This is a genomic window from Kitasatospora sp. NPDC059722, from assembly GCF_042733235.1.
GTDB lineage: Bacteria > Actinomycetota > Actinomycetes > Streptomycetales > Streptomycetaceae > Kitasatospora.
Window position 1 is genome coordinate 55,119 of sequence record NZ_JBHWGD010000022.1, and the last position, 25,585, is coordinate 80,703.

Annotated in this window: 26 protein-coding genes; 12 read left to right on the plus strand and 14 right to left on the minus strand. The window is 75.7% G+C overall.

The window, feature by feature from the left end; all coding sequences use genetic code 11:
• The first annotated feature begins 162 nt into the window (after positions 1–162).
• A complete protein-coding gene (locus ACFV4F_RS16870) occupies positions 163–330 on the plus strand; it encodes a DUF3117 domain-containing protein (RefSeq protein ID WP_014137929.1) in 168 nt (55 codons plus the stop codon).
• 124 nt (positions 331–454) lie between these two features.
• Here the strand turns inward: ACFV4F_RS16870 and ACFV4F_RS16875 are convergent, their stop codons facing one another.
• Positions 455–1,087 carry an O-methyltransferase gene (locus tag ACFV4F_RS16875; RefSeq protein ID WP_380503171.1) on the minus strand — a complete coding sequence of 211 codons (633 nt, stop codon included), beginning with the start codon at positions 1,085–1,087 and terminating at the stop codon, positions 455–457.
• A 174-nt stretch (positions 1,088–1,261) separates the two neighbouring features.
• Between ACFV4F_RS16875 and sigE the strand changes: the two genes are divergently transcribed.
• The 4 genes from sigE to ACFV4F_RS16895 all read left to right on the plus strand — a co-directional run bounded on the left by sigE (position 1,262) and on the right by ACFV4F_RS16895 (position 4,599).
• Entirely contained in the window at positions 1,262–2,107 is an 846-nt protein-coding gene (sigE, locus tag ACFV4F_RS16880) for an RNA polymerase sigma factor SigE (RefSeq protein ID WP_380503174.1), read from the plus strand.
• Complete coding sequence (locus ACFV4F_RS16885) at positions 2,104–3,105, plus strand: zf-HC2 domain-containing protein (RefSeq protein WP_380438200.1); 1,002 nt, start codon at positions 2,104–2,106, stop codon at positions 3,103–3,105. Before sigE ends, ACFV4F_RS16885 begins: the two co-directional genes overlap by 4 nt.
• Before the next feature lie 153 nt (positions 3,106–3,258).
• Positions 3,259–3,696, plus strand: a complete 438-nt coding sequence (locus tag ACFV4F_RS16890) for a sec-independent translocase (RefSeq protein ID WP_380438202.1) — start codon at positions 3,259–3,261, stop codon at positions 3,694–3,696.
• 225 nt (positions 3,697–3,921) lie between these two features.
• A complete protein-coding gene (locus ACFV4F_RS16895) occupies positions 3,922–4,599 on the plus strand; it encodes a hypothetical protein (RefSeq protein WP_380438204.1) in 678 nt (225 codons plus the stop codon).
• Between the two features lie 88 nt (positions 4,600–4,687).
• On the opposite strand, the gene ACFV4F_RS16900 is transcribed toward ACFV4F_RS16895, so the two are convergent.
• The 4 genes from ACFV4F_RS16900 to ACFV4F_RS16915 form a co-directional block, all read right to left on the minus strand.
• Positions 4,688–5,848 carry an Mrp/NBP35 family ATP-binding protein gene (locus tag ACFV4F_RS16900; RefSeq protein WP_380438206.1) on the minus strand — a complete coding sequence of 387 codons (1,161 nt, stop codon included), beginning with the start codon at positions 5,846–5,848 and terminating at the stop codon, positions 4,688–4,690.
• A gap of 56 nt (positions 5,849–5,904) precedes the next feature.
• A complete protein-coding gene (locus ACFV4F_RS16905; protein WP_380438280.1) occupies positions 5,905–6,492 on the minus strand; it encodes a DUF1003 domain-containing protein in 588 nt (195 codons plus the stop codon).
• Between the two features lie 40 nt (positions 6,493–6,532).
• Entirely contained in the window at positions 6,533–7,828 is a 1,296-nt protein-coding gene (locus ACFV4F_RS16910; RefSeq protein ID WP_380438208.1) for a magnesium transporter MgtE N-terminal domain-containing protein, read from the minus strand.
• Positions 7,829–7,965: 137 nt separating this feature from the next.
• Complete coding sequence (locus tag ACFV4F_RS16915; protein WP_380499237.1) at positions 7,966–8,499, minus strand: hypothetical protein; 534 nt, start codon at positions 8,497–8,499, stop codon at positions 7,966–7,968.
• A 135-nt stretch (positions 8,500–8,634) separates the two neighbouring features.
• Between ACFV4F_RS16915 and ACFV4F_RS16920 the strand changes: the two genes are divergently transcribed.
• Positions 8,635–9,558, plus strand: coding sequence for a DMT family transporter (locus ACFV4F_RS16920; RefSeq protein ID WP_380503130.1), 924 nt, complete (start codon positions 8,635–8,637; stop codon positions 9,556–9,558).
• Positions 9,559–9,584: 26 nt separating this feature from the next.
• Here the strand turns inward: ACFV4F_RS16920 and corA are convergent, their stop codons facing one another.
• Positions 9,585–10,709, minus strand: coding sequence for a magnesium/cobalt transporter CorA (gene corA, locus ACFV4F_RS16925; protein WP_380503133.1), 1,125 nt, complete (start codon positions 10,707–10,709; stop codon positions 9,585–9,587).
• A gap of 347 nt (positions 10,710–11,056) precedes the next feature.
• Between corA and ACFV4F_RS16930 the strand changes: the two genes are divergently transcribed.
• Positions 11,057–11,695 (plus strand): suppressor of fused domain protein, encoded by a 639-nt coding sequence (locus ACFV4F_RS16930; protein WP_380438216.1) that lies wholly within the window; start codon positions 11,057–11,059, stop codon positions 11,693–11,695.
• Between the two features lie 136 nt (positions 11,696–11,831).
• Here ACFV4F_RS16930 and ACFV4F_RS16935 read toward each other — a convergent pair whose 3' ends face one another.
• From ACFV4F_RS16935 to ACFV4F_RS16955, 5 genes are all read right to left on the minus strand, one after another.
• Positions 11,832–12,692 (minus strand): PHP domain-containing protein, encoded by an 861-nt coding sequence (locus ACFV4F_RS16935; protein ID WP_380438219.1) that lies wholly within the window; start codon positions 12,690–12,692, stop codon positions 11,832–11,834.
• A 46-nt stretch (positions 12,693–12,738) separates the two neighbouring features.
• Positions 12,739–13,377 carry a DUF6758 family protein gene (locus ACFV4F_RS16940; RefSeq protein ID WP_380438221.1) on the minus strand — a complete coding sequence of 213 codons (639 nt, stop codon included), beginning with the start codon at positions 13,375–13,377 and terminating at the stop codon, positions 12,739–12,741.
• Between the two features lie 319 nt (positions 13,378–13,696).
• Positions 13,697–13,855 carry a hypothetical protein gene (locus ACFV4F_RS16945; RefSeq protein ID WP_359963543.1) on the minus strand — a complete coding sequence of 53 codons (159 nt, stop codon included), beginning with the start codon at positions 13,853–13,855 and terminating at the stop codon, positions 13,697–13,699.
• A gap of 343 nt (positions 13,856–14,198) precedes the next feature.
• Complete coding sequence (locus tag ACFV4F_RS16950) at positions 14,199–15,110, minus strand: alpha/beta fold hydrolase (RefSeq protein ID WP_380438223.1); 912 nt, start codon at positions 15,108–15,110, stop codon at positions 14,199–14,201.
• A gap of 156 nt (positions 15,111–15,266) precedes the next feature.
• Positions 15,267–17,237, minus strand: a complete 1,971-nt coding sequence (locus ACFV4F_RS16955) for a DEAD/DEAH box helicase (RefSeq protein ID WP_380503136.1) — start codon at positions 17,235–17,237, stop codon at positions 15,267–15,269.
• Between the two features lie 709 nt (positions 17,238–17,946).
• Between ACFV4F_RS16955 and ACFV4F_RS16960 the strand changes: the two genes are divergently transcribed.
• Positions 17,947–18,672 carry a ferritin-like fold-containing protein gene (locus tag ACFV4F_RS16960; RefSeq protein ID WP_380438227.1) on the plus strand — a complete coding sequence of 242 codons (726 nt, stop codon included), beginning with the start codon at positions 17,947–17,949 and terminating at the stop codon, positions 18,670–18,672.
• Between the two features lie 21 nt (positions 18,673–18,693).
• On the opposite strand, the gene ACFV4F_RS16965 is transcribed toward ACFV4F_RS16960, so the two are convergent.
• The 3 genes from ACFV4F_RS16965 to ACFV4F_RS16975 form a co-directional block, all read right to left on the minus strand.
• Positions 18,694–19,020 (minus strand): hypothetical protein, encoded by a 327-nt coding sequence (locus ACFV4F_RS16965; RefSeq protein ID WP_380438229.1) that lies wholly within the window; start codon positions 19,018–19,020, stop codon positions 18,694–18,696.
• A 128-nt stretch (positions 19,021–19,148) separates the two neighbouring features.
• The gene (locus ACFV4F_RS16970; RefSeq protein WP_359963217.1) at positions 19,149–19,376 is read right to left on the minus strand and encodes a DUF3107 domain-containing protein; all 228 of its coding nucleotides are present in this window, start codon (positions 19,374–19,376) and stop codon (positions 19,149–19,151) included.
• 164 nt (positions 19,377–19,540) lie between these two features.
• Positions 19,541–20,182 (minus strand): TetR/AcrR family transcriptional regulator, encoded by a 642-nt coding sequence (locus ACFV4F_RS16975; protein ID WP_380438231.1) that lies wholly within the window; start codon positions 20,180–20,182, stop codon positions 19,541–19,543.
• Between the two features lie 234 nt (positions 20,183–20,416).
• On the opposite strand from ACFV4F_RS16975, the gene ACFV4F_RS16980 reads away from it, so the two are divergent.
• The 4 genes from ACFV4F_RS16980 to ACFV4F_RS16995 all read left to right on the plus strand — a co-directional run bounded on the left by ACFV4F_RS16980 (position 20,417) and on the right by ACFV4F_RS16995 (position 25,487).
• Positions 20,417–21,334 (plus strand): alpha/beta fold hydrolase, encoded by a 918-nt coding sequence (locus tag ACFV4F_RS16980; RefSeq protein WP_380503139.1) that lies wholly within the window; start codon positions 20,417–20,419, stop codon positions 21,332–21,334.
• A gap of 226 nt (positions 21,335–21,560) precedes the next feature.
• On the plus strand, positions 21,561–23,243 hold the full coding sequence (locus tag ACFV4F_RS16985) for a DUF3492 domain-containing protein (protein WP_380503142.1): 1,683 nt from the start codon (positions 21,561–21,563) through the stop codon (positions 23,241–23,243).
• Positions 23,243–24,349 (plus strand): hypothetical protein, encoded by a 1,107-nt coding sequence (locus ACFV4F_RS16990; protein ID WP_380503145.1) that lies wholly within the window; start codon positions 23,243–23,245, stop codon positions 24,347–24,349. Before ACFV4F_RS16985 ends, ACFV4F_RS16990 begins: the two co-directional genes overlap by 1 nt.
• Positions 24,350–24,485: 136 nt before the next feature.
• Positions 24,486–25,487, plus strand: a complete 1,002-nt coding sequence (locus ACFV4F_RS16995; protein WP_380503148.1) for an NAD-dependent epimerase/dehydratase family protein — start codon at positions 24,486–24,488, stop codon at positions 25,485–25,487.
• Positions 25,488–25,585 lie beyond the last annotated feature (98 nt).

Sequence of the window (25,585 nt, forward strand, 5' to 3'; positions counted from 1 at the left end):
CAAATGCGGCGGTTGGGGCGGATCCGGCCGAGGTTGCACCGAGAGTGATGTTGGTCATCAGGCCGTGGCATGCGGGATAATGGCTTCCGATCAATGCGTTCGATACCGGCGGTGGACGGACTGCCGGTGCGTAGCTGAGCGGTTGCAGGAAGGGGAACGAGCATGGCGGCCATGAAGCCGCGGACGGGTGACGGCCCGCTCGAAGTCACCAAAGAGGGGCGGGGCATCATCATGCGCGTTCCGCTCGAAGGCGGCGGACGCCTCGTGGTGGAGCTCACGCCTGACGAGGCCGACGCCCTCGGCGAGGCCCTGAAGAAGGCCTGCGGCTGACCGCAGCGGGTGCTCCCCATCTCCTGGAGATGTACTGCCGGCCCGGGTCCGACGTCATGTCGGCCCGGGCCGGCGGCTTCCCGGGACCGGCCCGGGACCGGCCCGGAGGCGCTCCCGGGGGCGCTCAGCGCTTGACGGCGCAGAGCAGCCCGTCCGAGACCGGCAGCAGCGCGGGCAGCAGCCCGTCGCTCTCCCGGACGTCCTGGACCAGGTTGCGCACCGCGTCCGTCTGCGGGTCCTGCAGCTCCGGCTCGGCCAGCCGGCCCTCCTGGAAGACCCCCTCGAAGCAGACCATCCCGCCCGGCCGCAGCAGCCGCAGCGCCTCCGCCAGGTACTCCCGCGACTCCGCCGGATCGCCGTCGCAGAACACGAGGTCGTACTGGCCGTCCGCGAGCCTCGGCAGCACCTCCAGCGCCCGTCCCGGTATGAACCGCGAGCGGTTGGCCGCGAAACCCGCCGCCTGGTACGCCTCGCGCGCCAGCTGCTGGCGCACCGGCTCGGAGTCCACGGTGGTCAGCACGCCGTCCGGCCGCATCCCGCGCAGCAGGTAGACCCCGGAGACGCCCGTCCCGGTACCGATCTCGGCGACCGCCTTGGCGTCCAGCGCGGCCGCCATCAGTCTCAGGCACGCCCCGCCGCTCGGCCCGATCGCCTTTATCCCCGTCCGCGCGGACTGCGCCCGGGCGTAGGTCAGCACCGCGTCCTCGCCCACGTAGGTGTCTGCGAGGGCCGCGCGCGCGGGCCCGAACTCGCTGATGGCTGCCTCTTTCGGAGCCCCGGGTGGCGGCCCGGTGCCGGGGGATGTCGATATTTCCTGCCACAGATTACTGGCCGGGCGGGAACCGCGTACGGCGGCGGGCCGTTGTGAGGAGGGACCGGGTGCGGGAGACCTCCCGGGCACTTTTATCCGGGCTTGACGGGTGAGGTGGATATGGTGGTGGCCCTGCTGGGCAGAAGAGCCGACCGAGGAGGTGTGGCCGAGGGCGACGTCCCCGTGCGGCGGCACGTCCGCGGCACCGCGTCGGCCCGTACGCCGAAGCCCGTGATGAACCAGCCTGCGCACTCCGACCTGGACCAGCCCGCCGCCGCGACGCCGGACGCCGGTACCACCGAGGCCCCCGCCCTCGCGACCTTCACCGAGGGCCCCGACGCGCAGTCCTGGACTCCCCCCACGTGGGAGGAGATCGTCGAGGCCCACAGTGCCCGCGTCTACCGCCTCGCCTACCGCCTGACGGGCAACCAGCACGACGCCGAGGACCTCACGCAGGAGGTCTTCGTCCGGGTGTTCCGTTCGCTGTCCACGTACACCCCCGGCACGTTCGAGGGCTGGCTGCACCGGATCACCACCAACCTGTTCCTGGACATGGTCCGCCGCCGCCAGCGCATCCGCTTCGACGCGCTCGGCGACGACGCGGCCGAGCGCCTCGCCTCCCGCGAGCCCAGCCCGGCCCAGCACTTCAGCGACACCCACTTCGACGCCGACGTCCAGCAGGCGCTGGACACCCTCGCGCCGGAGTTCCGCGCCGCCGTGGTGCTCTGCGACATCGAGGGCCTGTCCTACGAGGAGATCGCCGCCACGCTGGGCGTCAAGCTCGGCACCGTCCGCAGCCGCATCCACCGCGGCCGCTCCCACCTGCGCGCCGCGCTCAAGCACCGCGCCCCCGGCTCGGCCCCCGGGCGCGAGCGCCGCGGCGGCTCGGAGGAGCCGGTGCCGGTGGGCGCCGCCGCCGGCGAGGTCCCGGCGGCACCGGGCGGGCGCGGACGGAGGCGATCGTGAGCGGAACCGGCCGCTCGGGGTCGGGCCGTCCGGAGCCGTCCGGCCGGTCCGCCGCCAGGCGGGGCTGGTCCCTGCCCGGCCGCCGCGGCGGTGACGAGCCGGGCGAGCCGCTGCCGTCCGCCGCCCCGCTGCCCGGCGACGCCGAGCTGCGGGCCGTGGCCGTGCGCCCCGCCGAGCCCGCCGCCGAGGAGCACCACCTCGGCGAGCGCCTGTCCGCCTTCCTGGACGGCGAGCTCGGACACGACTCCCGCGAACGCGTCCAGGCCCACCTGGCGACCTGCCCGCAGTGCCTGGCCGAGGCGGACGAGGGCCGCGGCGTCAAGCACCTGCTGACCCGCACCGGCACCCCCGGCCCGTCCTCGGGCCTGATGGCCCGCCTGATGGCCGTCGGGAGCCTGCCGGACGACGAGCAGCCCGGCTCCGACTGGCGCGACGGCCGGGACGACGACGACCTGCCCGGCGGCGGCGTCACCGGCCCCGGCACGCTCGGCGGCAGCCGGCTCGACGGCGGCTCCTTCGGCCGCGGCGCCGGCGCCTCCTTCGGCGCGGGCGCGCTCGGCGCCGGCACCCCGCTGCCCGGGGTCGACCCGCGCGCGTTCGGCCGCGGCGGGGCCGTCCTGCGCCCGCTGATGGGCCGCCGCGCCGCGCGCCCCGAGGCCCCGGCCCGGCCGCAGCCCGCCGCCGCGGTGGCCGTGGTCCGGCCGTCCGCGCCGCGCGGGCGCCGCTTCGTCTTCGCCGCCGCCGGCGCCTTCTCGGTGGCCGCGGTGACGCTGGGCGGCGTCGGCGGCCTGAGCGCGCAGAGCGAGGACCAGCACGGTACGTCGGTGAGCCCGGTCGGCTCGGCCGGCACCCCCGGCCGCGGTGGCGGACTGGTCCCGATGAACGCGCAGGTCCCGGTGGACTTCCCGGGCTTCCCGGTCGCCGCGACGCGCGAGGCGACCCCCTTGCCGGACCGCCCGGTGGGCGGGCTGACCGCCCTGCACCGGGAACTCCGCTAGACCCGGTCCTCAAGACCCGCGCCACAGCGCCGCTCGCGGACGGCTTCCGGCCATCGGCCGGTCTTTACCACGGGTTCATCACACCGTGGACCGGAGACCCGCCGATGGCCATTACCCTGTAGGAACCGTCGTCCGGCGAGCTAGGGAGCATAGGTGTTCAGCGACGTAGGCGGGCTGGAGATCCTGACCCTGATCGTCATGGCGATCATCATCTTCGGCCCCGACAAGCTTCCGAAGCTGATCCAGGACACGATGGGCTTCATCCGCAAGGTCCGCTCCTTCGCCGACAGCGCGAAGGAGGACATCCGCAGCGAGCTCGGCCCGGAGTTCAAGGACTTCGAGTTCGAGGACCTGCACCCCAAGACCTTCGTCCGCAAGCAGCTCATGGGCGGCAACGAGGACCCGCTGGGCCTCAAGGACATGAAGGACTCGCTGGACATCCGGTCGGTCCTGGACGACAAGCCCACCGGCCCGGTGAACGGCCGCGCCGGCAGCGTCAGCTTCGACAAGGCCGCCGCCCCGGCCGCCGCCTCCGCCGGCCCGCCGCTCCAGCCCGGCGAGCGCCCCCCGTTCGACCCCGACGCGACCTGACCGCGCCCCCGCGCCGTCGCTCTTCGGCCACGCCGCCGCCCCGCTCGCCCGCACGGTTGAGCGGGGCGGCGGCGTGCGCGCCGCTATTGTGCTGATTGTTCCCGTCGAGCTGTCCGTCAGTTCCCGCGCCCGCGCGGGCCGCAGGACGCGCGGCGGGGGCGCCGGGGCCCGCCACCAAGGGAGCGGGGTCCCGGCAGGCACACGTGCTTTAGAGGAGGCCCGGGGATGGACGCGACGAGTCAGGCGGGAGGGGCGACGGCCACGGCCGGCGGCCCGGTGGTCGGCGGGCAGGCCGGCCCGGCGGACCCGCTGGTGCCCTACCTGTCCGCCGACTTCCCGTGGTACGGCCTGGACGACGGCTGGACCGGCCGCCGCTACCTGATGCAGGCCGGCGCCGGCGGCCCCCGCGGCGGGGCGTCCGCCGGGGTCGACTACGGCACCCTCGGCCACGGCGAGGAGCCGGCCCGCCAGTTCGAGCCGCGCGACGTGCGCAAGTTCGCCGTCGTCGTCACCGTCGCCCGCCGCGACAGCCGCCGCAGCGCCGACAACACCGGCACCCTGGAGGCGACCTCCGCCTCCTCCGCCGCCTGGCTGGCCGGCTCCGGCCTGCTCGCCGCCACCTGGCCCGGCCAGCTGGACCGGGCGCTGCGCCAGGACTGGCTGGAACAGCAGAGCTCCCTCGCGTGGGACCTCGCCGACGACCTGGCCGGCCCCGGCTGGTCCACCCTGAGCCTGCCGGTGAACGGGCTGCCGCAGCCGTTCCGCTACCGCGAGTCCGAGTACGGCTGGGTGCTGGCCGGCGAGGCCCCCGGCGTCCTGCTGGGCGCGTACGGCCGCGGCGTCAGCGCCTACGGCGCCGGCTTCTCGACCGTCCCGGACCTGACCGCCTACACCCGCCCCTAGCGCCACGGCACCGGCACCGGTACCGGCGCCGTCCGCGAACGCGCCGAGGGGCCGGGTGGCGCACCACCCGGCCCCTCGTGACGTACGGCTAGAACTTGTTCCTGGGCGTCAGGCCGAGCGACATGCCGGACAGGCCGCGCTGGCGCCCGCCGAGCTTGCCGGCGACGGCGCGCAGGGCGGCGCCGGCCGGGGAGTCGGGCGCGGCGAGCACGACCGGGCGGCCGTCGTCGCCGCCCTCGCGCAGGCGGACGTCGATCGGGATCGAGCCGAGCACCGGCACGGTCGCGCCGACGGTGCGGGTGAGCGCCTCCGCGACGGTCTGGCCGCCACCGGTGCCGAAGACGTCGATCATCTCGTCGCAGTGCGGGCACGGCATGCCGGACATGTTCTCGATCACGCCGACGATCTTCTGGTGCGTCTGCACCGCGATCGTGCCGGCCCGCTCGGCCACCTCGGCGGCGGCCATCTGCGGGGTGGTGACGATCAGGATCTCGGCGTTCGGGACCAGCTGCGCCACCGAGATCGCGATGTCGCCGGTGCCGGGCGGCAGGTCCAGCAGCAGCACGTCCAGGTCGCCCCAGTACACGTCGGCGAGGAACTGCTGGAGGGCGCGGTGCAGCATCGGGCCGCGCCACACGACCGGGGCGTTGCCCGGGGTGAACATGCCGATCGAGATGACCTTCACGCCGTTCGCCTGCGGCGGCATGATCATGTCCTGGACCTGGGTGGGCCGGCCCTCGACGCCCAGCATGCGCGGCACGCTGTGGCCGTAGATGTCGGCGTCCACCACGGCGACCTTCAGGCCGTCCGCGGCCATCGCGGCGGCCAGGTTGACGGTCACCGAGGACTTGCCGACGCCGCCCTTGCCGGAGGCGACGGCGTAGACGCGGGTGAGGGTGCCGGGCTTGGCGAACGGGATCTCCCGCTCGGGGGCGCCGCCGCGCAGCAGCTGGGAGAGCTCCTTGCGCTGCTCGTCGCTCATCACGTCGAGCTCGACCTCGACGCCGCTCACGCCGGGGACCCGTCCGACCGCCTCGCGGACCCGGGTGACGATGGTCTCGCGCATCGGACAGCCGGAGACGGTCAGGTAGACCGCGACCCGCACCGCGCCGCCCTCGGCGATCTCGACCGATTTCACCATGCCGATCTCGGTGATCGGGCGGTTGATCTCCGGGTCGTTGACGGTCGACAGCGCCTGGCGCACGGAGTCCTCCGTGACGCCGGCCGCGACCTCTGTCTCGTTGGCCATGCCTTGATGGTACGGCGCCCGCCGATCCCCTTAACCCGTCGGTAGCGTGCCGCCGGTCACAGCGCCTCGCTGGTCTCCCGGCGCTCCTCGATCTCCTTCAGCAGGGACTGGAGTTCGGAACGGATGAAGTCCCGGGTCGCGACCTCGCCGAGGCCCTGGCGCAGCGCCGCCACCTCGCGGGTCAGGTACTCGGTGTCGGCGATGTTGCGGTCGCTGCGGGCCCGGTCCTGCTCCATGTTGACGCGGTCCCGGTTGTCCTGGCGGTTCTGCGCGAGCAGGATCAGCGGCGCCGCGTAGGAGGCCTGCAGCGACAGGACCAGGGTCAGGAAGATGAACGGGTAGGAGTCGAAGCGCACGTCGTCCGGGAGCAGGGTGTTCCAGGCCACCCAGATGATGATCACCACGGTCATCCAGACGATGAACCGTCCGGTGCCGAGGAAGCGGGCGATGCGCTCGGAGAGCTTGCCGAAGGCCTCCGGGTCGTACGAGGGCAGGGAGAGCAGGCCCGGCCGGGCGGTGCGCGGCTGGTCGAACCGGGCGCGGTTGGAGCCGCTGATCGGGGAGGTCTCCAGGCGCTCGCGGCTGCTGCCCTCGCGGGTGCGCAGCTCGCGCAGCTGGCGCAGTTCCCGCAGCTCGCCGCGCAGTCGCCGGCGTGCGGGGTCGTCGTCCGCCCGTCCCTTGCGGTCAGCGTCCACCGATCGCCCCTTCCGTCTCGTGCTGGTCGTGGTCCCGGGCGTGCAGCGCGGCGTCGCGCCAGTCCTCCGGCAGCAGGTGGTCGAGCACGTCGTCGACGGTGACGGCGCCGAGCAGGTGGTCCGCGTCGTCGACGACCGGGGCCGCGACCAGGTTGTAGGTCGCCAGGTAGCTGGTGATCAGCGGCAGCGGGGTGTCCGGCGGCAGCGGGTCGAGGTCGTCGTCGACCAACGAGCCGACCAGGACGTACGGGGGCTCGCGCAGCAGCCGCTGGAAGTGCACGGTGCCGAGGTAGCGGCCGGTCGGGGTCTCGTTGGGCGGGCGGCAGACGAAGACCTGCGCGGCGAGCGCGGGCTTGTGGTCGCGCACCCGGATCCGGGCGAGGGCCTCGGCGACCGTCGCGTCCGGCTCCAGCACGACCGGCTCGGTGGTCATCAGACCGCCCGCGGTGTCCTCCTCGTAGGACAGCAGGCGGCGCACCGGCTCGGCCTCGTCCGGCTCCATCAGCTGGAGCAGGCGCTCGGCCTCGTCGTTCGGCAGCTCGGAGAGCAGGTCGGCGGCGTCGTCCGGGTCCATCGCCTCCAGGACGTCGGCGGCGCGCTCCTCCTGGAGCTTGCCGATGATCTCGACCTGGTCGTCCTCGGGGAGCTCCTCCAGGACGTCGGCGAGCCGCTCGTCGTCGAGCGCGGCGGCCACCTCGGCTCGGCGCTTGGCGGACAGGTGGTGCATCACGCCGGCGAGGTCGGCGGGGCGCAGCTGCTCGAAGGTGGCGAGCAGGTTGGCCGCGCCCTGGTCCTGTTCGAGCAGGGCGAAGCCGGTGACGTCCTGCCAGTCCAGGGTGAGCCGCTCGCCCTTGCCCTTGCGCAGCCGCCCGGCCCGGCCGACCTGGACGAAGACCTTGCTGATCTCCCACTCGCGCAGCCGGCTCTGGACCATGCCGACGTCCAGCACGGTGACCGGCTCGTCGGTCTTCGACCACGTGACGGTGCGGTCCAGCAGCTCGGCGAGGACGAGGGTCTCGGCGGGGCGCTGCTCGAAGCGGCGCAGGTTGATCACGCCGGTGGTGAGCACCTGGCCGGACTCCAGGCTGGTGATCCTGGTCATCGGGAGGAAGATCCGGCGCCGTCCGACCACCTCGACCACGAGTCCGAGCACCCGCGGCGGGCGCCCGCCCAGGCGCAGGGTGACGACCACGTCGCGGACCCGGCCGACCTGGTCCCCGTTCGGGTCGAAGACCGCGATCGCGGAGAGATGGGAGATGAAGACCCGGGTGCCTGGCCCTGCCATGAACTCCCTCGACTCGCTCGACCGGTCCGAAACCGTGCTGGGCGCGCGCCGCGGCGCACCCGTTGGCCAAGGCTACCCGCGGCGTGCGGGAGCGGCCCGACGAGGCACCGTCGCGACGGAGTACCGGAGGCGAACCTTCAGCGGCGCTTGAACAGCAGTTTGGGCAGGCCGGCCGGGATCGGCCGGCGGGTGGTCGCCGGGGTCGCCGGCGGCACGGCGGCGTGCGAGCCGTCCGGCATCGCGCCCGGGCGCTCGGCCAGGGCGCCGGCCGGCTCCAGCCGCAGCACCCGGCACTCGCGGGCCCAGCGGTCGGCGATGGTGTCGGTGTCGGGCGCGTTCAGCCGCTTGCCCTTGAGCTCCTCGACCGCGCCCAGCCAGGCCTCGCTGTGCGGGGCCAGTTCGGTGACCCGGGCCGGCCAGCCGGTGAGCCGCCCGCCCTTGTCCTTGCTGCGGACGGTGACCACGGCGCCGGAGCCGGCGGCCAGGCCGTGCAGCGGCTGCTCGCCGCCGTCGCCGACGACGACCACGGCGCCGTCGTGCCACGCGTGCCAGACCGGGCGGGACTGCTCCTGGCCGTCGGCGCGGACCCAGAGCAGTCCGGACTTCTTCGCGGCCTCCTCCAGGAGGGCCTGGTCGAGGAAGTCGTCGGCGGTGGCGGGCGTACGGTCCATGGCCCACAGCGTACGGCCTCCGCCTCGTACGGGCCGTCTCACCCGTCGGGCGACAGTTCCATCGCTCTGGCACGGGCCTTACGGTGAGACCCGCTCAGCCACCCCGCCAGCCACCCTCGCCCGCGAAGGAGCGCCGTGCCCGCCGCCCGGCCCGCCACCGCCCCCGCGCCCACCGCCGGTGCGTCCCCCTCGCACCCGCTGCCCACCCTCGACCTCCTGCTGCTCGCCGTCTCCATCAGCGGCATCTCGCTCTCCGGCCCGCTGATCAGCGCCACCGCCGCGCCGGCGCTCGCGATCGCGTTCTGGCGCAACGTCATGTCGGTCGGCGTGATCGGCCCGTACGCGCTGCTGCGCCACCGCGCCGAGCTGCGCGGGATCGGCCGGCGGGCGCTGCTGCTCGCGGCCGCGGCCGGCGCCCTGCTCGCGCTGCACTTCGCACTCTGGATGCCGAGCCTGCGGATGACCTCGGTGGCCTCGGCGACCGCCCTGGTCACCACGTCCCCGCTGTGGACGATCCTGCTGATGCGGCTGTTCGGCACCCGGGCGCCACGGATGGTCTGGCTCGGCATGGGCGCCGCCTTCGCCGGCGTGCTGGTGCTCACCGGCGTCGACCTCTCGCTCTCCCCGCGCGCGCTCCTCGGCGACGCCCTCGCGCTCGGCGCGGGCCTGGCCGCGGCCGGGTACATGCTGCTGGGCGCCGAGGTCCGCAAGACCGTCAGCACCACCGCGTACACGCTGGTCTGCTACGCCACCACGGCGGTCGTGCTGCTGGGAGTCTGCCTGGCCGCCGGGACGCGGATGTCCGGCTGGCCGGCCGGGGTGTGGTGGCAGATCGTGCTGCTGATGGTCGCCGCGCAGTTCCTCGGCCACTCGCTGAGCAACCGCGTGGTGCGCACGCTCGGCCCGTCCGTCACCTCCACCGCCATCCTGCTGGAGGCCCCGGGCGCGGCGCTGATCGCGGCGCTCTGGCTCGGCCAGTGGCCCCCGGCGGCCGCCTACCCGGCGGTGGTGCTGATCCTGCTCGGCCTGGTGCTGGTGGCCCGCGCCGGGCGGCGCTGACGGCGTCCCGCCGGCCGGGGCGTGCGCTACAGCCAGCCGTTGCGGCGGAAGCCGCGGTACATCGCCACGCAGATCACGGCCACCGTGCCGAGCACCAGCGGGTAGCCGAACCGGTGGTGCAGCTCGGGCATGTAGTCGAAGTTCATGCCGTACACGCCGGTGATCATGGTGGGCACGGCGAAGATCGCGGCCCAGGCGGTGATCTTGCGCATGTCCTCGTTCTGCGCGACGGACACCTGCGCGAGGTTCGCCTGGAGCAGTGAGTTGAGCAGTTCGTCGAAGCCGTGCACCTGCTCGGTCACCCGCGCCAGGTGGTCGGCGACGTCCCGGAAGTACTTCTGGACGTCCGGGTCGACGAGCCCCTGCTGCGGCTCCGAGAGCTGCTGCATCGGGCGCAGCAGCGGGACCACCGCCCGCTTGAACTCCAGCACCTCGCGCTTGAGCTGGTAGACCCGGCCGACGTCGGTGCCGCGCCCGCCGCGGTTGCAGAAGACGTCGAACTCGATCTCGTCCACGTCGTTCTGCAGCCGCTCGGCGACCAGCAGGTAGTTGTCCACGACGTGGTCGGCGATCGCGTGCAGCACCGCGGCCGGGCCCTTGGCGAGCAGCCCGGCCTCGTCCGCGTCCGCCTCCAGCCGGTGGCGCAGGTCCTGGAGCGAGCCGTGACCGCCGTGCCGGACGGTGATCACGAAGTCCCGCCCGGCGAAGACCATCAGCTCGCCGGTCTCCACGACCTCGCTGGTCGGCGTCAGCTGGTCGTGCTCGACGTAGCGGATCGTCTTGAACACCGCGAACAGCACGTCGTCGTAGCGCTCGACCTTGGGCCGCTGGTGCGCGTGCACCGCGTCCTCGACCGCGAGCGGGTGCAGCCCGAAGCGCTGGGCGATGCCCTCGAACTCCTCCTCGGTCGGCTCGTGCAGTCCGATCCAGCTGAACGAGCCCACTCCACCCGGCAGTTGACGCGCGGCCCGGACCCGCCGGGCGGCCTCGCGCGGGCTGCAGCGCTGCCCGTGCCGACGGCCGTCCTGGTAGACCGCGCAGTCCACCACGGCCGAGCCGGCATCACCCGGCGGCACGGTGTCGTAGCGGCCGGTGGCCGGACGGCGGCGGCCCGGGCGGACGGCGGCGCGCAGGTTGTTGATCATCGACATGGCAGGCTCCCTGGAACAGGAGCCGCCGCACGTGCGGCGCGAGCGGGCGGAGGGCCGCGGGTGCGACGGCGAGGAACACCGGTGAAGGGCGGGGAGCTCTCCCGGCCGGTTTCTCCGCGGGCCGCCCCCGGTCGCCGCTACGGGATCAGCGGGCGGGGCGGGACGTGCGGGAAGGGCGCTGGGGAGAGCTGCCGGTACTCCGATCTCGGCCGGTATCCACCGCAACCACCTCCTTCGCGCCGCGGCCCCGGAAGGCCCGAACTCATGGTTCCCGGTGGCCAGTCGCTCACCCTAACATCCGGCCGGCGACCGGCGCCGGGCCCGGTGCGCGGGATACGCTCACGGGCATGGCGCACGACTTCCCGATCTTCGGCGACCCCCACGGCTCCTCCCCGGAACTCTCCCGGGAGGCGGTGCTGGCGGCCGTCGAGGCCCGGCTGATCGCCACCTTCGGCGAGCCGAGCGGCCGCGCCGCGGTCACCTTCCTCGGCACCGACCGGATCGAGCTGCTGCGCTTCGGCCCGGACGCCGGCGGCCTCGTCCGCTACACGACCCTCGGCATGGCCGCCGTCCCGATGGCCGACCCGACCGCGATGGTCGCCGACCAGGTGCGCGGCCCGCGCGCCGAACTCGTCCTGACCGTCCGCGGCGGACGCGACGACGTGCTGCGCAGCCTCGCCACCTTCGCCGCCACGCCGCAGGTGGAGGGCCTGGTGGTGGCCCCCGGCGGCTCGCTGGACCTGGGCTCCCCGCTGTGGGCGGGCGCGCCGTTCACCTCGGTCCTGGTCGCCGAGCCGGGCGGCCTGGTGCCGGACCTCGACCTGGACGAGCCGGCCGACCCGGTCCGCTTCCTCCCGCTGCTGCCGATGACCCCCAACGAGGCCGGCTGGAAGCGCGTCCACGGCGCCGCCGCCCTCCAGGAGCGCTGGCTGGAGCACGGTACGGACCTGCGCGACCCGGAACGCCGCGGCGTCCGCCTGGACTGACGGGGCGCCACCCGGGGTGCGGTTCTCGGCTCAGGCCGGGGCCCTGCGATCCGAACCGGAAGGCACGCCCGGGCGCGCGCTCCGGGCGCACCCCGCCCCGGCGCTCCCGCACGCCCGCGCGGCTCCGCGCGCGGGCTCAGCCCCCGATCGGCTTCGCGCCGGTGGCCTGGGCCAGCAGCGCCTCGTACACCCCGGGGTCGGTGGTGTGCTCGCCGAGCCGGACGGTCTTGCGCTCGCCGTGGTAGTCGCTGGACCCGGTGACCAGCAGCCCGAGCTCGCCGGCGAGGCCGCGCAGCCGGGCCCTGGTCTCCTCGTCGTGGTCGGTGTGGTCGACCTCCAGCCCGGCCAGCCCGGCCGCCGCGAGCCCGGCGATCACCTCGTCGGAGACGGTCCGCCCGCGCTTGACCGCGCCGGGGTGGGCGAACACCGGCACGCCGCCGGCCGCCCGGACCAGCCGGACCGCCTCGGCCGGGTCGGTCTCGTGCTTGCGGACGTCCGCCCGGCCGCCGTTGGCGAGCCACTCGGCGGTGAAGGCGTCCGAGACGGTCGCCACCACGCCGGCCTCGACCAGCGCGCTCGCGATGTGTGGCCGGCCCACCGAGCCCTCGCCCGCGATCCGCTTCACCTGCTCCCAGTCGATGTCCGCCCCCAGCTCCCGGCAGCGCTCGACGATCGCCTGCCCGCGCCGGAACCGGTCGGTGCGCACCAGCTCCCGCTCGGCCGCGAAGGCCGGCTCGGCCGGGTCGAACAGGTACGCCAGCAGGTGCATGCTGATGCCGTCCACGACGCAGGACAGCTCGGCCCCTGGCACGAGGGTCAGCGCGGTGCCGGGCGGCAGCGCGTGCACGGCCTCGGCGGCCTCGGCGTGCCCCGCGACGGTGTCGTGGTCGGTGAGCGCGACGACGTCGAGGCCCGCGGCCACCGCCGCCGCGACCAGCTCGGCCGGGCTGTCGGTGCCGTCGGACGCGGTGCTGTGGACGTGCAGGTCGATGCGCACGGGTCGGACCTCCTGGAGCTCGCGGATGCGGCCCAGGATAGGGCGCTCAGCCCAGGAGCCGGGGGGAGAGGGCCCCGCAGGGCAGGAGGTCCAGTTCGGCGCCCGCCTCGCGCAGGTCGGTGAGGACGAGCTCGTCGTACATCACCAGCGCGGACTGCTCGGGCCACGCGACGGCCCACAGCCAGAGCCCGCGGGCCTCGCCGACGAACACGGCGCGGTCGGCCGGGGCGTCCGGGACGTGGAACATCGGGGTGGGCCGCCCGGCGGCCATCAGCTTGGCGTCGGCGGGCTTGTAGAGGGCGACGGACTCGCCCGGGTCGGGACCGGGCATCCCGGCGTAGCGGGCGCCGAGGCCGACGCCCAGCTCCTCCGCCACCAGCACCAGCTCGCCGAAACCGCCGAGCGGGGCCGGCCCGGAACAGGCGACGGCGGTGGCGCGGGCGCCGGAGACGTCGTCGCCGACGTGCGCGATGCCGGTGTAGAGCCAGCCGACCGGCAGCGGCCAGGGCAGCCACACCGGGACCTGGGAACGGGCGACGGCCACGCCGAGCGCCTCCACGCTCGGGGGCAGCACCGGCTGCATCGGGTGCACGGCTCCGTGCTGGTCGCACTGCCAGGTGTCCGAAAACAGGCCGGGGGCGCGGACCCGACCGGCGCACCTCGGGCAGCTGGGCTCGCCCCTCATAGCCGACAACGCTCCTCCCTCCGGACCGCCGCGTCAAGGACGATCACCCGTACGGAGGGTTCGGCGGCACCTGTCGGTGGCGGGACGCCCGGCCCGGCGCGGGTGGGCGCGGGTGCGGGCGGCTCAGGTTGGGGGATGTCCAGCGGCGGGGGGCGGCAAACGTCGGGCCGGTGGGGCCGGGCGGGGCCCGGACGCACTGACGCCCCGTCATCGGCGATAGCGGTGACGGGGCGTCAGTCGGGTTTCGGCACGTCCGGATCGGACGCTCCGGGCTCGTCGGCGGCGGGCGGGGTCTCCCGGTCGGAGGCGCCGCGCGGGGTCAGACGGTCGGGCACGGACGGATGAGCAGGCGCTCGCCGGTGCGGGCGGCGGCCTGCACGACCTCGCGGACGGTCTCGGCGTCGGCGATCAGGCGGTCGGTCGCGGAGCCGTTGGCGTCGTCCAGCCGGACGATCTCGAAGCGCATGGGCTTCGTCATGGGCGTCTCCTTTCCTCGCCCCGCGTCGCGGGGCGGTTGCGGCTGAGTCGGTATCAGCCCTTCCAGGGTCTTGCGGGCGGTCCGGCGATGGGGCCGGATCACGCGGCTCGTACGTGTGGCGGTCTGCTGCGGCAAGGGCTCCCCCTGCTTGCCCGGTGCTGCTGGTGCCTCGTGGACCACGGTGTCGTGGCGGTGCTTCCGGGCCGTTGCCCGTCCGTTAAGTACTGGTTTCAATGGATTGAAACCCGCGGAGGGCCGGCGATGATTCCCGGACAGAATCAAAGATTACCGTAACTAACGACTTTTGTCCTCCGTTGAACGCGGTCGAACTTCGAGAAGTGGTTCAGACCACGTCGGGCGAGGCCCCGCCACCGGCCCAGAACGCGGCCAGCGCCTGCGCCGTCGCGGCCGGGCGCTCGGCGTTGGGGGAGTGGCCGGCGTCCTCGACGACCACGCGGCGGGCGCCGAGCCGCTCCGCCATGCGCGTCTGCGCCGGCACCGGCCAGGCGTGGTCCCGCACGCCGGAGAGCACCAGCACGGGCAGCCCGGCGGTGGCGGCGGCCAGCTCGTCGACCCGGTCGGGCCCGGCGACCAGGTGGCCGCCGGTGACGGCCAGCGCGCGCGGCACGTTGGCCAGCCAGCGGCGGTGCAGGAACGCGGCGACGTCGGCGGCCGGGCGCTCCTTCCGATCGCCGCCGCCCTCCTCCATCTGCCGCATGACCTGCCAGATCTCCTCCAGGCTCAGCACCGGCAGCGCGTCCAGCAACAGCTTGGTGCGGGCCGCCTCGGCCGGGTCGATGGCGCCCGCGCCGGTGGACATCAGCGTCAGCGAGGCCCACGGCAGGGCCCCCTCGGCCGCCGCCGCGAGCACCGCCTCCCGCACCACCTGCCCGCCGAAGGAGTGCCCCACGACGTGCAGCGGCCGGCCGTCGCCGGCCTCCCCGGCGAGGGCACGGGTGAGCGCCCGGACGTCCTCCCCGAGGGCCCCGACGGCGTACGCGGCCGGATCGTCGGGCCCGCCGGTCTCGTGCTGCCCGCGCTGGTCGACGGCCGTCACCCGGTACCCGGCCGCCGCGAGCGGCTCCAGCAGCGCGATGAAGTCCTCCTTGCTGCCGGTGAACCCGGGCACCAGGAGCGCCGACCCGCGCACCTCGCCGGCCGGCTCGGCCCGCAGCGCCGCGAACCCGCCCCGCTCGGTCGCGACCCGCACGGCGCGGGCACAACGGGGAAGGGTGAGGAACGGCGGCGTGCTCATGGGCCTGCTCTCCTGCGTGCGTCGTACGACTACCCGGGCGAAGCCCGAGCCTAGGGCGTGTCTCCACGTCCTGGGGCCCGTCTCCACGCCCCGGGAACGCCGGAGGGGGTGGGCAGGCCCGTTGTCGGCCCGCCCACCCCCTCCGGGGTGGGTGCGTCAGCTCTCCGGGGTCGCCTCGGCGGCCTTGCGGGCGCGCGTCCGGCGGCGCGGGGCCGGGACCTCGGCGGTCTCGGCGGCCGCAGCCTCGGTCTCGGCCGCGACGGCCTCGGCCTTGGGCTTGCGCGTCCGGGTGCGCGTGGCGGGCTTCTCCTCGGCCGGGGCCTCGGTGACGGCGGCGTCGGCCACGGTCTCGGCCTTCGGCTTGCGGGTGCGCGTCCGGGTGGCGGGCTTCTTCTCCTCGGCCGGAGCCTCGGTGACGACGGCCTCCGCCACGACCTCGGCCACGACGGCCTCGGCGGCCTCGACCACGGCCTCCGCCTTGGGCTTCCGCGTCCGGGTCCGGGTGCGCGCGGCCGGCTTCTCCTCGGCCGGAGCCTCGGTGGCCGCCACGGCCTCGGCGACGACGGCCTCGGCGGCCTCGACCACCGCGGCCTCGGCCACGGCAGCCTCGGCGCCCGACGCACCACCGCGCGAGCGGCGGCGGCGACGGCGCGGCGCGGCCTCGCCCTCGGCGCCCTCGACGGCCGGGGCCGTCGCGGCGGACGCGGTCACCGCGGCAGCGGCCTCGCCCTCGGCGCCGACCTCGGAGCCCCGGCGGGTGCGCCGGCGCTCGCGGGTCCGCTTCGGCTTCTCCTCGGCCGCCTCGACGGCCGGGCCGCCCGGACGGCCGGAGCGACCGGAGCCGCCCGAGCCGCCGGAGCCGTTCGAGCCGCCGGAGCCGTTCGAGCCGGCGGACCCGCCGCGGCCACCCCGGCCGGAGCGCGCCCCGCGCCCGCCGGTCTCGCCGAGGTCCTCGACCTCCTCCGCGCCCAGGCCGGCGCGGGTGCGCTCCGAGCGGGGCAGGATGCCCTTGGTGCCCGGCGCGATCTTCAGCAGCTCGTAGAGGTGCGGCGAGGTGGAGTAGGTCTCCTCCGGCTCGTTGAACGGCAGGTCCAGCGCCTTGTTGATCAGCTGCCAGCGCGGGATGTCGTCCCAGTCGACCAGGGTGACGGCGGTGCCGGAGGCGCCGGCCCGGCCGGTGCGGCCGATCCGGTGCAGGTAGGTCTTCTCGTCCTCGGGGCACTGGTAGTTGATGACGTGCGTGACGCCCTCGACGTCGATGCCGCGGGCGGCGACGTCGGTGCACACCAGCACGTCGACCTTGCCGTTGCGGAAGGCCCGCAGGGCCTGCTCGCGGGCGCCCTGGCCGAGGTCGCCGTGGACCGCGCCGGCCGCGAAGCCGCGCTGGGTCAGCTGGTCGGACACGTCGGCGGCGGTGCGCTTGGTGCGGCAGAAGATCATCGCGAGCCCGCGGCCGTCGGCCTGCAGGATGCGCGAGACCATCTCGACCTTGTCCAGCGAGTGCGCGCGGAAGATGTGCTGCTCGATGTTGGCGACGGTCGCGCCGGTGTCGTCCGGCGCGGCGGCCCGGATGTGCGTCGGCTGGCTCATGTACCGGCGGGCGAGGTTGATGACCTGGCCCGGCATGGTGGCCGAGAACAGCAGGGTCTGCCGCTTGGCCGGCAGCATGGTGATGATCTTCTCGACGTCGGGCAGGAAGCCCAGGTCGAGCATCTCGTCGGCCTCGTCCAGGACCAGCGCGCGGACCCTGGACAGGTTGAGCTTCTTCTGGCCGGCCAGGTCGAGCAGGCGCCCCGGGGTGCCGACGACGATGTCGACGCCCTTGGTGAGCGCCTCCACCTGCGGCTCGTACGCCCGGCCGCCGTAGACGGCGAGGACGCGCACGTTGCGGACCTTGCCGGCGGTCTGCAGGTCGTTGGTGACCTGGGTGCACAGCTCGCGGGTCGGGACGACGATCAGCGCCTGCGGGAAGTCGGTGAGCTGTTCCTCGGTGGCGCGGCCGGCGTCCACGTCGGCGCGCACGACGGCCCGCTCGATCAGCGGGAGGCCGAAGCCGAGGGTCTTGCCGGTGCCGGTCTTGGCCTGGCCGATGACGTCGTGGCCGGTCAGCGCGACCGGCAGGGTCATCTCCTGGATGGGGAACGGGTGGACGATGCCGACGGCCTCCAGGGCCTCGGCGGTCTCCGGGAGGATTCCCAGCTCTCGGAACGTCGTCTTGATGGGTTCAGCGGTGGTGGACAGGGTGCTGCCTCTTCCGTGTGGGAGGGGCCGAGAGCGAGCGGCGGGCGGGCGGGCGCGCGGCTGCGTACGGACCTGGACGGTCCTGAAACAGCTGCGCGGACGCACAACCGCGCCGGTCCCTGCGGCCGGCCGGTGCGCGCGGCCCGATGGCGGGGCGCGTCGCCGGCGGCGTCGGGGAGGATTCCCGTGAGGGACCTGCGCGGGACCTCCGCCGGGTGGGCGCGGTCTCGGCGGCCCTCGCTCGGCCACTGATGCGGTGCCAAGGCTTGAAGTCCAAGCCATGGTCGGAGCCGATCGGCTCTCCGACCGGGCATCCGCGTACGTGAGTACCCGTGCCTCCGATGCGGACACGTCCGAGGGGACGGTGCCGCTGGGGAGCGGGCTTGCGCGGGACACCGAGACGGCGGTGACACCGTGCGAGCACGACGGGGCTCCGTACCACCATACAGTCAGGCGACGACTCGAACACGTGACGCGTCTGACATTGCCCCCGGCGACCGGCGCGTGACCGGGCGTTCCGGGTGGTCACCCGGCACGCCCGGGGGCGGCCGGTCCGTGTGGGGGAGCCGGGCGGGCGGGACTAAGGTGGCGGGTCATGGAGACCCATGGTGAGACGCAGGACGAGGCCGGCTCGATCGGCGACTGGGCGAGCTGCTCGGCCGACCCGGGCTACCGCGCGGCGGTGCTGGACCTGCTCGGCGCCCTCGCGTACGGCGAGCTGAGCGCCTTCGAGCGGCTCGCCGAGGACGCCAAGCTGGCGCCCGACCTCGCCGACAAGGCGGCCCTGGCCCGGATGGCCTCCTCCGAGTTCCAGCACTACCAGCGCCTGCACGACCGGCTCGCCGAGATCGGCGCGGACCCGCAGGAGGCCATGCGCCCCTTCGTCGAGCCGCTGGAGCTGTTCCACCGCATGACGGCGCCCTCGGACTGGCTGGAGGGCCTGGTCAAGGCCTACGTCGGCGACGCCATCGCGACGGACTTCTACCGCGAGGTGGCCGTCCGCCTCGACGACGACACCCGGGACCTCGTCCTCGGCGTCATGTCCGACACCGGCCACGCCCAGTTCGCCGTCGACAAGGTGCGCCAGGCGATCGAGGCCGACCCGCGGGCCGGCGGCCGGCTCGCCCTGTGGGGCCGGCGGCTGATGGGCGAGGCGCTCAGCCAGGCCCAGCGGGTGGTCGCCGAGCGTGACGCGCTGTCCAACCTGCTGGTCGGCGGCGTGCAGGTGCAGGGCTTCGACCTGGTCGAGGTCGGCAAGATGTTCAACCGGATCACCGAGGCGCACACCAGGCGGATGGCCGCCCTCGGCCTGGCCTCCTAGGGCCCGTCCCGACGACGCGCCCTACGCCGGCCGGTGCCGCCGCGGCGCGCGGTGGGCGCCCCCGCGGTGCGGGTGGTGCCGGTGCGCCGGGGCCCGGCCGGCGGCCACGTCGGGCCGGGCCAGCATCGAGGTGAGCACCACCGAGGCGACCGCCGCCGCGAAGGCCGCTCCGGCCGGGTAGCGCCCGGCGAGGCCGAAGGCCGCGACCGCCCCGCCGACCAGCGCCGCCGCCACCGCGGTGCCGAGCACCAGGGCGCGGGCCGCCGGGAAGTACGCCGGCAGCGCCAGGAGCGCGGCCAGGCCCACGACCAGGCCGACGAGGGCGAAGACGATCGACTCGACCAGCAAGGCTGCCTCCCCGGGGGACGGGCGCGCGGCACTCGAACGGCCGCACCTGCGCCCTACCCCGGTCCGACCGGCCGTACACGCAACGGTGCCCCGCTCCCTCGGGGGGAACGGGGCACCGGGCGGGCGACTCAGAGAGTGCCGAAACCGACCTTGCGGACGGCCTGCTCGCCGATCTCCACGTACGCCAGGCGCTCGGCCGGGACGATGACGCGGCGGCCGTGCTCGTCGGTCAGCGAGAAGAGCTTCGAGCTGCCCTCCAGCGCCTTGGCGACCGCGCTCTCGACCTCATCGGCAGTCTGCGTGCTCTCGATCACGATCTCGCGCGGCGCGTTCTGCACGCCGATCTTGACCTCCACGGCTTCCGTCCCTCCGGGGTTGCAGCCATCCACGCGCGGGCACCGGAGCGCCTGGGACAAGCGTTCGCGACGACCGCGCCGTACGGCTTCACCATAGAGCACGCGATCACCGCGGAGGCGAAGGTCAGCGGATCACCGGAGCCCACCGCGGCCGCGGGCCGGCCCTAGGCCGACTCGCCGGCCGGGTGCATCGGGAAGCCCTTCAGGCCGCGCCAGGCGAGGCTGGCGACCAGCCGGACCGCCTCGTCGCGCGGGATCTCCAGGCCCTGCGACAGCCAGTAGCGGGCGGTGATCTGGGCGAGGCCGCAGACCCCGGCCGCGAGCAGCTTGGACTCCGCCTCGGGCAGGTCGGTGTCCTCCTGGATCACCTGGCTGACCAGCGTCGCGCTGGCCTCCGAGGCCCGCTCGACCCGCTCGCGCACGGCCGGCTCGTTGGTCAGGTCCGACTCGAAGACCAGCCGGAAGGCGCCCGACTCGCTGGAGACGTAGTTGAAGTACGCCTCCATCGTCGCGGCCACCCGCAGCTTGTTGTCGATCGTGGTGGACAGCGCCTCGCGGGTCGACTCCACGAGGGCGTCGCAGTGCTTGTCCAGCAGCGCCAGGTAGAGCTCCAGCTTCCCGGGGAAGTGCTGGTAGAGCACCGGCTTGCTGACCCCGGCGCGGTCGGCGATGTCGTCCATGGCGGCCGCGTGGTAGCCCTGCGCGACGAACACCTCCTGGGCGGCACCGAGCAGTTGTTCACGGCGGGCGCTTCGCGGCAGGCGGGCACCGCGCGGGCGCTCCTGCGCCTCCTGGATGGCCGTCACGGCGCTCCTCACTTCGGGGTTCGTACGGGGCTGCGAGGTGACCGATTCTACTTTTCGGTAACCGCGTCCGCGTTCGGCGGACGTGAGAAAAGCCCCCGGCCTCCTTGTCAGGAGCCCACAATACGGCGCTGACCTCGGCATCGGCAGTGGTGTGACGGGGGTGGAACGGCCCGGCCACGCAGGGTGCCCGCCCGGCGGCGGCCGCCCGGCCGGCGCTCACTACCATCGTCCACCATGAGCGGCGCTGAGCAGCAGATACGGTCGGTCGAGGTCCCCGGCGCGGTGCTCGCGGTGCACCGGCCGGCCGGTGCGGGCGGGCCCGGCGGGAGAGGGACGGACGGGCGGGAGCCGGGGCTGTTCGTGCACGGGCTCGGCGGCTCGGCCGGCAACTGGACGGCCCTCATGGGCCTGCTCGCCGACCGGATCGACGGCGAGGCCGTGGACCTGCCCGGCTTCGGCGCCTCCGCGCCGCCCGCGGACGGCGACCTGAGCGTCAACGGCCACGTCCGGGCCGTCATCGGCTACCTGGAGGCCGCCGGCCGCGGGCCCGTCCACCTCTTCGGCAACTCGCTGGGCGGTGCCGTCGCCGTCCGGCTCGCGGCCCTGCGCCCCGACCTCGTCCGCACCCTCACCCTGGTCTCGCCCGCGCTGCCCGAGCTGCCGCCGCAGCGCACCGCCTGGCCGACCGGCCTGCTCGCGGTGCCCGGTCTGCCCGGTCTGCTGGGCCGGCTCCCGGCGGGCGCGCGCGGCCCCGAGGAGGCCGCCGACGGCATCCTGCGGCTGGTCTACGGCGACCCGGACGGGCTGCCCGCGGCCACCCGGGCCGAGGTGGTGGCCGAGTACCGGCGCCGGCTCGCGGTGCCGCACGCGGCGCGGGCCCTGGTCGGCTCGGTGCGCGGGATCGTCTCCGCCTACACCGAGCGCGGCGAGCAGGCGCTGTGGCGCCAGGCCGGGCAGGTGCGCGTGCCGGTGCTGCTCGTGTACGGGCTGCGCGACAAGCTCGTCTCCTACCGCTCGGCCCGGCGGGCCTGCGCGGCCTTCGCGGACGCCCGGCTGCTGGTGCTCCCGGAGTCCGGGCACGTGGCGATGATGGAGCACCCCGGGCAGGTGGCGCGCGAGGTGCGGGAGCTGCTGGCCGCCCGCGCCCGGTAGCGGCGGCGCTAACGGCCCCGTTCGCGGCGAGGTCACGCCGGTTCACTCGTTCAGGTGGCAACCAGGCATGTGACCGATGGATGGCCGCGGGCCGGTCCTACCTTTCTGCTGCCGGACCGAACAGGTGTGGGGGGAGAGCCACACACGCCGCGCCACACGGCGGGCAGCAGGCGGTCGGCCACCAGCTTCCGCAGCCCCCGGGAGGGGCAGCAAGAGGAGGTCTTCCGTGCGCGTCGCGCTGCTCACCGAGGGTGCCCGTCCGTACCCGGGCCGTGGCACCGGACCCTGGTGCGACCGGCTGGCCGAGGGCCTGCCGGAGCACGGGTTCGAGCTCTACCTGCTCACCGGCCCGGACGCCCTCGGCGTCGGGGACCGGATCTCGCCCGCCTGGCGCGGGGTCCACGAACTGGCGCTGTGGGGGCGCAGGCCGGCCGGGCGGGCCCCCGGCGCACTCCGCAGACGCCAGTACGCGCGGGCGTACGAGGAACTGGTGCGCGCCCTGGTCCTGCCGGGCGAGCGCGACGGGTTCGGGGCCGGGCTGTACCGGCTGGCCGCGCTCGCCCGGGAGGACGCCGACCTGTCCGCGTTCCTGGCCTCCGCGCACGCCCGCCGCGCCCTGGAGCGGGTCTGGCGGCTGCCCGGCGCGGACACCTCGGCCGGGCAGCCGCTGGTGTGCGACGTCCTGGTCGCCGCCGACCTCCTGGAGCAGTGCCTGCGCCCGCTGTCCGCGCCCTGGTACGGCACCGGGCCCGGCGGCCTCGGCGGCGCCGACCTGTGCCACGTCGTGGGCGGCGGCCCGGCCGCGCTGCCCGCCCTGGTGGCCCGGCACCTGCACGGCGTCCCGTTCGTCGTCACCGAGCACGGGCTGCACCTGCGCGAGCAGTACCTCGGCTACCGCGAGGCGCCCTACCGGTGGCCCGTCCGGGCCCTGCTGCTGGCCTTCTTCCGGGCGCTCACCGAGGAGACGTACCGGCAGGCCGCGATACTGACCCCGGGCAGCGCGCACGACCAGCAGTGGCAGCGCCGCTGCGGGGCTGACCCGGCGCGCACCCGGGTGGTGTACGAGGGCACGCCCGCGGTGTCCCGGCCCGCCGCCGGACCGGAACCGGCCGCGCCGACCCTGACCTGGGCGGGCGCCCTGGAACCCGGCCGCGACACCGAGCTGATGCTGCACGCCTTCGCCCGGGTGCGGGCCGAACTCCCCGACGCCCGGCTCGTCGTCCACGGCGAGGAGGCGCGGCCCGGCTACCTCGCGCACTGCGCGGCGCTGGCCGACCGGCTCGGGATCGCGGCGGGGGTGGACTTCGCCGGGCGGCCCGACTCGCTCGCCGCGGCCTGGGAGAGCGGCACGGTGGCGGTGTTCTCCGCGCTGGCCCAGCGCCGGCCGCGGCTGCTCGCGGACGCGATGCTGAGCGGCCGGGCGGTCGTGTCGACCGACGTCGGGGTGGCCCGCGAGGTGGTCGGACCGACCGGGCTCCTGGTGCCCCCGCGCGACCCGAGCGCCCTGGCCGGCGCCTGCTTGGCGCTGCTGCGCGACGAGGAGCGGCGCTCGCGGCTCGGGCTCGCCGGACGGCTCAGGGCGCAGGAACGCTTCGCCGTCGAACCGGTGATCGGCGCCTTCCGGGAGATTTACCTGGAGCTCGTCTCGCAGTTCCCGGCCTTCCCCGGCGGCGGGGGCGGCGGCACGCCCGGCGAGGCGCCCCGCCCGTTCGCCCGGCCCGCCGAGTTCTGGCTGCGCGGCGGCGCCGACGGGGTCGGCCGCGGCGCCCCCGACGACGCGGCCGAGGACGGCGGCGACGGAGCGCGGGAGCGCGGGGGCCGGCTGCGGACCCCCGCCCGTCCGGCGGCCCTCCGGGCGGACGGCGGGAGCCTGGAGACGGACCCCGGCGCCCTCGCGGAGGCGGTCTGATGTCCGCGGGCGGCGCGGAGGCGGGGGGCGGTGCCGGCCGCCCCTCGGGCGATCCGGTGCGCGAGGTGATGGCCGAGCACCGGGCGCTGTGCGAGCGGGCCGTCGACCCGCTGGAGATCGCCGCCGGGCTGGAGGAGGCGGGCCTCGGCGCCGAGGCGGCGGCCCGCTGCCGGCACGCCGACCTGTTCGCGCTGGCCGACGAGCTGTACGCGCGCGTGCCGCGCCGCCCGTACGTGCCGCCGCAGCCCCCCGGCCGGGAGTGCGGCGCCGCCGCCAGGGCCACGCTCGTCGCCGTCGCCCTGGCCGCCCCGCCGTGCGCGGCGGTGGCCTGGTTCGGGGCGCGCTGGCCGGTGCTGCTGACCGCCGCCGTCCCGCTCGTGCTCGTCCCCGCCCTCACCGCGGACCGGCCGGCCCGCCCGCCCCGGCCGCCGTTCGCCGGCCCCGCCGCCCCCGACGGCCTCGGCCCCGAGGCCGCCCCGCCCGGCACCGGCACCCGCTGGCGCCCCGCCGCCCTCGCCTACGGCCTCGGCCTGGCCGCCCTCCTGCTGCTCCCGCCCGCGCTGCCCGGCGGGGACCGCCCGCTGACCATCGCCCTGGCGCTGGCGGCCGCCGCGTCGGCCGGGTCGGCCGAGCGGGCGGCCCGGTGGTACCGGCAGGTCGGCCGGGGCCACCTGGGCGCGGCGGGCACGCTGGCCGAGTTCCGGGCCCGGATGCGGCCGGTGCTGCCGGTCGCGGTGGCCCTGCACCTCGCCGTCCTCGCGGTGCTGACCTTCGCCGCGCTCGCCGTGCTGACCGTCGTCGCGCCGCGCCCGGGGCCGTCCCACGGGGGCGGGCTGCTGCACGTGGCCGCCGAGCGCTCCGGCGCCCTCCCGTGGGCGGCGCAGGGCGTGCTGGGCCTGCTGCTGGTGCTGCCCGCGCTGCTGGCGCGCTGCGGCCGGTGGACCGCGGCCGCGCTGGGCGCGCTCGCGGGCCCGGCCGCCACCCTGGCGGTGCTCGGGCTCGGCCGCTCCGGCCCGTCGGCCGCTCTGCTCGGCGGCGGCGTCGTCGCGGCGGTGCTGCTCGGGTACGCCTGGGCGGTGCTCGGCCGCGCCGAGGCGCACCGCTGACCTGTACCGCGCCCGTTCGTCCGTCCGCCCGCACGCCCCGATCCCCTGGACCCCGGCCGTCGAACCGGCCCCCGTACATGCCCGATTTCAGCCCGCCAGGTCGACCCCGACCTCGCTTCGTGGAAGGACACCCCCGATGAGGGTGCTGCTGCTGGGTGCCGACGGCTTCATCGGCCGCCGCGTCACCGACCGTCTGCTGCTGGACCAGGAGTTGCAGGTGACGGTCCTCGGCCGGCGCGACTCGGCCGACATCCGCTTCGACCTGACCACCGGCAGCCCGGGCGCGCTGGCGCGCTTCCTGGACGCCGTCGCCCCCCAGGTGGTGATCAACTGCGCGGGCGCCACCTACGGCAGCTCGCGCACCCTGATCCGGGCGAACACGCTGGCGGTCGCCACCGTCTGCGAGGCGATCCGGCGCAGCCGGGAGCCGGCCCGGCTGGTGCACGTCGGCTCGGCGGCCGAGTACGGACCGGTGCCCGGCGGGGTGCCGGTGTCGGAGCAGGCCGAGCCGCGGCCGGTCGGCCCGTACGGGGTGTCCAAGCTGGCCGGGACGGAGCTGGTGCTGGCCTCCGGCCTGGACGCGACGGTGCTGCGGGTGTTCGACGTGGTGGGCCCGGGGGCGCCGACCGCCTCGCTGTTCGGACGGCTCGCGGAGGGGCTGCGCCGGGCGCTGGAGCGGGACGAGTCGCAGGTGCGGATGCCGGACCTGTCCGGATACCGGGATTTCGTGGACGTGCGGGACGTCGCGCGGGCGATCCAGTCGGCGGCGGTGTCGGCCGCGACCGGGGTGATCAACATCGGCAGCGGGCACGCCGTCCGGGCCCGGGACGCGGCGCAGCTGCTGGTGCGGGCGGCGGGCTTCGAGGGGTCCGTCGTGGAGGAGAACCGGCAGGTCCTGCTGCCCGCGCAGGCCGTCGCGGCGGGCGGGGACCACCCGCCCGGGCACGCGCCGGGGCCGTACCTGCCGGGGCACCGCCCGGAGGGGCCGCGGGCCGAGGGCCGGCCGGCCCCGGGGGAGCCGGTGCCGTGGCGGCAGGCGGACGTGCGCACCGCCAGGGACCGTCTCGGATGGCGGACGCAGGTGCCGCTGGAGGAGTCGCTCGGGGACGTCTGGCTGGAGACGGCCTGCCGGGTCTGAGCGGTCCGGGCGGCGGCCCGGCGGGCGCGTCCGGCCCGTTGGGAGGGGCCGGGGCGCCGTCCGGGGGGCCCGAGGCGGCGGGTCCACGATCCGACGCC